The sequence below is a fragment of the Pseudomonas sp. SDO5522_S412 genome, from assembly GCF_054071215.1.
This window is the reverse complement of record NZ_JBSVWQ010000312.1, coordinates 1-5,578: the sequence shown is the minus strand read 5'-3', so window position 1 is coordinate 5,578 and position 5,578 is coordinate 1. Positions and strand designations below refer to the sequence as shown.

Sequence of the window (5,578 nt, the reverse complement as noted above, 5' to 3'; positions counted from 1 at the left end):
GCGGTGGATCAGCCACAACTCTTTTAGCTGATACACCGCCTTCGCGAGCAAGCCCGCTCCCACACTGATTTGTGCCCGACTGGAAACCTTACGCAAATCCTGAAATAAGCATCGCCTCCCGCTTGCGTCGTTTCGCCGCGCTCACTAACGTAGCGCCTTTACTGACGCTACCCCCCGCAGGAGCTTTGCCATGGCCTCGCCAGCCCTCTCACATTTTCTTCCCCGGTTCGGCGTTGCCGCGGCAATTGCCAGTGCCTTGGGCCTGGCCGGTTGCCAGTTACAGAGCACCCAAGACACCCTGCCTCCGGTTTCCGGCGTACAGCCGATCAAGGGCCTGGCGCAGAACGTTTCGGTGCGCCGCAACAGCCAGGGCATCCCGCTGATTGAAAGCAGCACCTTCCACGATGCGCTGTTCACCCTGGGCTACGTGCACGCCAGCGACCGCATCACCCAGATGGTCACCCTGCGCCTGCTGGCCCAGGGCCGCCTGGCGGAAATGTCCGGGCCGGATGTGCTGGATGTCGACCGTTTCATGCGGGCGGTCAACCTGCGCAAAAGCGCCGGCGAGCTGTATAACGCCTCGTCGCCGCGCCTCAAGCGCTTCTTTGAAGTGTATGCACGCGGGGTCAACGCCTACCTGTTCCGCTACCGCGACAAGCTGCCGCCAGACCTGGCCCAGACTGGCTACAAGCCTGAATACTGGAAGCCGGAAGATTCGGCGCTGCTGTTCTGCCTGCTGAATTTCAGCGAGTCGACCAACTTGCAGGAAGAGCTGTCGTCATTGGTGCTCGCGCAAAAAGTCGGTGCCGACAAACTCGCCTGGCTGACCCCGAGCTACCCGGATGAACCGCTGCCAGTGGCCGAGTCCGACAAGCTCAAGGGCATCAACCTGGGCCAGATCCCGGGCCTCGCTGCGCTGACCAGCCTCAGCGAGCACCTCGGCACCCTCAACACCCTGGGCACGTCCAGCTCCAGCAACTGGGCGATCGGCCCGCAGCGCAGCCGCAGCAACAAGAGCCTGCTGGCCAATGACCTGTCGACCTCGATGCAGGCCCCGTCGCTGTGGAACTACGTGCAGATCCGCTCGCCGAAATACCAGGCCGCCGGTGTGTCCATCGCCGGTTTGCCAACCCTGCTTTCCGGCTTCAACGGCAAGGTGGCCTGGAGCATGAGCCAGGTCTCGGGTGACACCCAGGACGTATTCCTGGAGAAGGTCAAGCGCCAGGGCAACGTGCTGTACTACGAAAACAACGGCAAATGGCTGCCCGCCATCGTGCGCAATGAAACCTACTTCGCCAAGGGCCAGCGGCCGATTCGCGAAGCGGTGTACGAAACCCGCCACGGGCCGCTGCTCAACAGTGCCCAGTCGCTGACCAGCGGCTACGGCCTGGCGTTGCAAACCGCCGATTTCAAGGACGACAAGAGCCTGGACGCGTTCTTCGACCTGTCCCGTGCGCAAACGGCCGGTAAAGCGTCTGACGCCACCCGGGAAATTCGCGCAATTGCCTTGAACATGGTCTTCGCCGACGCCAGCAGCATTGGCTGGCAAGTGACCGGGCGGTTCCCCAACCGCCGTGAAGGCGAAGGCCTGGTGCCATCGCCGGGCTGGGACGGGCGTTTCGACTGGGATGGCTACGCCGACGCGATGCTGCACCCCTACGATCAGGACCCGGCCCAGGGTTGGATCGGCACGGCCAACCAGCGCACCATTCCCCGTGGCTACGGCATGCAACTGTCCAACTCGTGGGCCGCGCCGGAACGCGCCGAACGTATCGCGCAACTGGCCGGCAGCGGCAAGCATGACAGCCGCAGCATGATTGCCATGCAGTACGACCAGACCACCACGTTTGCCGCCAAGCTCAAGAGCATGTTCCAGGCGCCGGGCATGGCCCAGCCGCTGAAACAGGCGATCGATGGATTGCCGGGGGCAGACCAGGCCAAGGCGCGGGAAGCACTGGGCCGCCTGATGGCCTTTGACGGTCGGCTGGCATCCACCTCCGCCGACGCGGCGATTTATGAGTTGTTCCTGCAGGAAAGCGCCAAGCAGATTTTCCTCGACGAACTCGGTCCGGAAAACAGCGCCACCTGGAAAGCCTTTATCGGTAACGCCAACCTGTCGTACTCGGCGGTGGCCGACCACCTGCTGGGGCGCGAAGACAGCCCGTTCTGGAATGACGCCCGCACCGGGCAGAAAACCGACAAGCCGGCGATCCTCGCCCGCAGCCTGGCCGCCGCGATCACCGCAGGCGACAGCGCGCTGGGCGCCGATCACAAGGCCTGGCAGTGGGGCAAACTGCACAGCTACACCTGGAAGAACACCAGCGGCCAGGCCATTCGCGGCCCACTGGCCGCGGGCGGCGATCACAACACGCTGAACAGCGCACCGTATAGCTGGGGCCAGAGTTTCGACACGACCCAGGTGCCGGCGCTGCGGATGATTGTCGACTTCGGCCTGGCGGAACCGATGATGGGCCAAAGCGGCATCGGCCAATCCGGCAACCCGGCCAGCCCGAACTATGCCAATGGCATCGACCCGTGGCTGAAGGCGCAATACCTGAGCTTCCCGATGCAGCCACAGAACTTTGACGGGGTGTACGGGAAGACGCGGTTGACGCTGGTGCCGGGCAAGTAACCCGGTTTCCCAGACTCAACCGGATCAAAATGTGGGAGCGGGCTTGCTGTGGTGAGCGGGCTTGCCCCGCGTTGGGCTGCGAAGCAGCCCCATCAATCTGTGGTGAACCCGACGGGGGACAAGCCCCCTCACCACAGCAAGCCAGCTCCCACATTTGATTGCATGCATTCCGATAGAACTTCTCCACCCGCCCTCGCCTCATAATTAACAAGCCCACCTCCACGGCACGCCCATGGACCTTGTTATCGCCCGGCCCGAAGGCCTCTACTGCCCCGCCGGGGATTTCTACATCGACCCCTGGCGCCCGGTGGAACGTTCGGTCATCACCCACGCCCACGGCGACCACGCCCGCACCGGCAACCAACACTACCTGGCCGCCGCCCCCGGCGAAGGTATCCTGCGCTCGCGCCTCGGCCAGGACATCAACCTGCAAACCCTGGCCTATGGCGAAAGCCTGCGCCACCACGGCGTCACCTTGAGTTTCCACCCCGCCGGCCATGTCCTCGGCTCCGCCCAGGTGCGCCTGGAATACCAGGGTGAAGTCTGGGTCGCCTCCGGCGACTATAAAGTCGAGCCCGACGGCACCTGCGCGCCGTTCGAACCGGTGCGCTGCCATACGTTTATCACCGAATCGACCTTCGGCCTGCCGATCTACCGCTGGCAGCCCCAGGCGCAGATTTTTGCCGGGATCAACGACTGGTGGCAGGCCAATATCGCCGCCGGCAAGGCCAGCGTGTTGTTCTGTTATTCCTTCGGCAAAGCCCAGCGGATTCTCCACGGCATCGACGCCAGCATCGGCCCGATCCTCAGCCATGGCGCGGTCGAACCCTTGAACCGGGTGTACCGCGAAGCTGGCATCTATATCCCTGAAACCCTCTACGCCGGCGACTTCAAAAAGACCGACCCTTTATTGCGCCAGGCCCTGATCATCGCCCCGCCCTCCGCCGGTGGCAGCACCTGGATTCGCCGCTTCGGCGACTACAGCGACGCCTTCGCCAGCGGCTGGATGCGCCTGCGCGGCACCCGGCGGCGGCGCGGCGTGGATCGCGGCTTTGTGCTCTCGGACCACGCCGATTGGCCCGGACTGTTATGGGCCATTGAGCAAACCGGTGCCGAGCGGGTAATGGTCACCCACGGTTCTGTGGGCGTATTGGTCAGGCATCTGCGGGAAAAGGGCCTGGATGCCCAGGGATTCACCACCGAATACGGCGATGACGAAGAGGAGGCCACGTCATGAAAGCCTTCGCCGAGCTGTACGCCAACCTCGACGCCACCACCTCCAGCAACGCCAAGCTCGCCGCCTTGCAGGCTTATTTCCTACAGGCGCCCGCGGAAGATGCGGCATGGGCGGTGTACTTTTTATCCGGCGGCCGGCCCCGACAACTGGTACCCACCCGGTTGCTGCGGGACATGGCCACCGAAGCCGCGAGCATTGAGCCGTGGCTGTTCGAAGAGAGTTATCAGTCGGTAGGGGACCTGGCGGAAACCATTTCCCTGCTGTTACCGGAATCGCCTCACACCTCGGACGATGGTCTGGCCGTGTGGCTGGAAGAAAAACTCCTGCCCTTGCGTGGCCTGCCGCCAGAAGAACTGGCAGAACGCCTGCCCGCGTTGTGGGCACAGCTGGATCAGCCGAGCCTGATGCTCTGCATCAAGCTGATCACCGGCAGCTTCCGGGTCGGTGTGTCGAAGTTGCTGGTCACCCGCGCCCTGGCCGCCATGGCCGGGCTGGACAGCAAACGCGTGGCCCAGCGGCTGGTGGGCTACACCGACCTGTCGAACCGTCCGACGGCCGAAGGCTATTTGAAGCTGATTGCCGCCGAATCGTCCGACGAACACGCCCAGCGTGGCGGGCAGCCTTATCCGTTTTTCCTGGCCCATGGCCTGGCCCAGCCGGTGGAACAGTTCGATGCCTTGCTCGGCTCCCCTGCTGACTGGCAAGTGGAATGGAAGTGGGACGGTATCCGCGCACAACTGGTCAAGCGCGAAGGCCGCTTGTGGGTCTGGTCTCGGGGCGAAGAACTGGTCACCGAGCGCTTTCCGGAGCTTCATGACCTGGAAAACAGCCTGCCCGATGGCACGGTGATCGACGGTGAAATCGTGGTGTGGAAGGACTCGGTGCAACCCTTCGCCCTGCTGCAACAGCGTATCGGCCGCAAGACCCTGGGCAAGAAAATCCTCGAGGACGCGCCGGTCGCCGTGCTCGCTTATGACCTGCTGGAACACCACGGCGAAGACTGGCGCAACCACACCCAGGCCGAACGCCGGGCGCAACTGGAGCTGGTGGTCAGCGACTGCGACCAGCCAACGTTGCGCACGTCGCCAGTGCTGATCGGCAATAGCTGGCAAGACTTGGCAGAGCAGCGTGAGGCGTCCCGCAGCCTGGGCGTGGAAGGCATGATGCTCAAGGCCCGGGACGGGCTCTACGGCGTGGGCCGGACCAAGGACATGGGCGTGTGGTGGAAGTGGAAAGTCGACCCGTTCAGCGTCGATGCGGTGTTGATCTACGCCCAGCGCGGCCATGGCCGGCGCGCCAGCCTGTACAGCGACTACACCTTTGCGGTGTGGGACGGCCCGCCCGGTACTGAGCGTACGTTGGTGCCGTTCGCCAAGGCGTATTCGGGGCTGACCGATGAGGAAATGCGCAAGGTCGACGCCATCGTGCGCAAGACCACCGTGGAGAAATTCGGCCCGGTGAGCAGCGTCACGCCGAGCATGGTGTTTGAACTGGGTTTTGAAGGGATTGCCCTGTCCAAGCGGCACAAGAGCGGAATTGCGGTGCGTTTCCCGAGGATGTTGCGCTGGCGCCAGGACAAGGCCGTCGAGGAAGCCGACAACCTGGCGACCCTGCAGGATTTACTGGCCTGACAAGCCTCTCACGAACGCCACCGATCAATGTGGGAGCGGGCTTGCTCGCGAATGCGGTGTGTCAGTCAATACATGTAC

3 protein-coding genes are annotated in these 5,578 nt (G+C 63.7%); all 3 read left to right on the top strand.

The annotated features are described in order from the left end of the window. Positions 1-190: 190 nt before the first annotated feature. Positions 191-2,632, top strand: coding sequence for a penicillin acylase family protein (locus tag ACW9I6_RS30380; protein ID WP_457340162.1), 2,442 nt, complete (start codon positions 191-193; stop codon positions 2,630-2,632). Between the two features lie 232 nt (positions 2,633-2,864). Continuing rightward, a complete protein-coding gene (locus tag ACW9I6_RS30375; protein ID WP_008432130.1) occupies positions 2,865-3,869 on the top strand; it encodes a ligase-associated DNA damage response exonuclease in 1,005 nt (334 codons plus the stop codon). Further along, on the top strand, positions 3,866-5,500 hold the full coding sequence (locus ACW9I6_RS30370; RefSeq protein ID WP_177123611.1) for an ATP-dependent DNA ligase: 1,635 nt from the start codon (positions 3,866-3,868) through the stop codon (positions 5,498-5,500). Before ACW9I6_RS30375 ends, ACW9I6_RS30370 begins: the two co-directional genes overlap by 4 nt. Positions 5,501-5,578 lie beyond the last annotated feature (78 nt).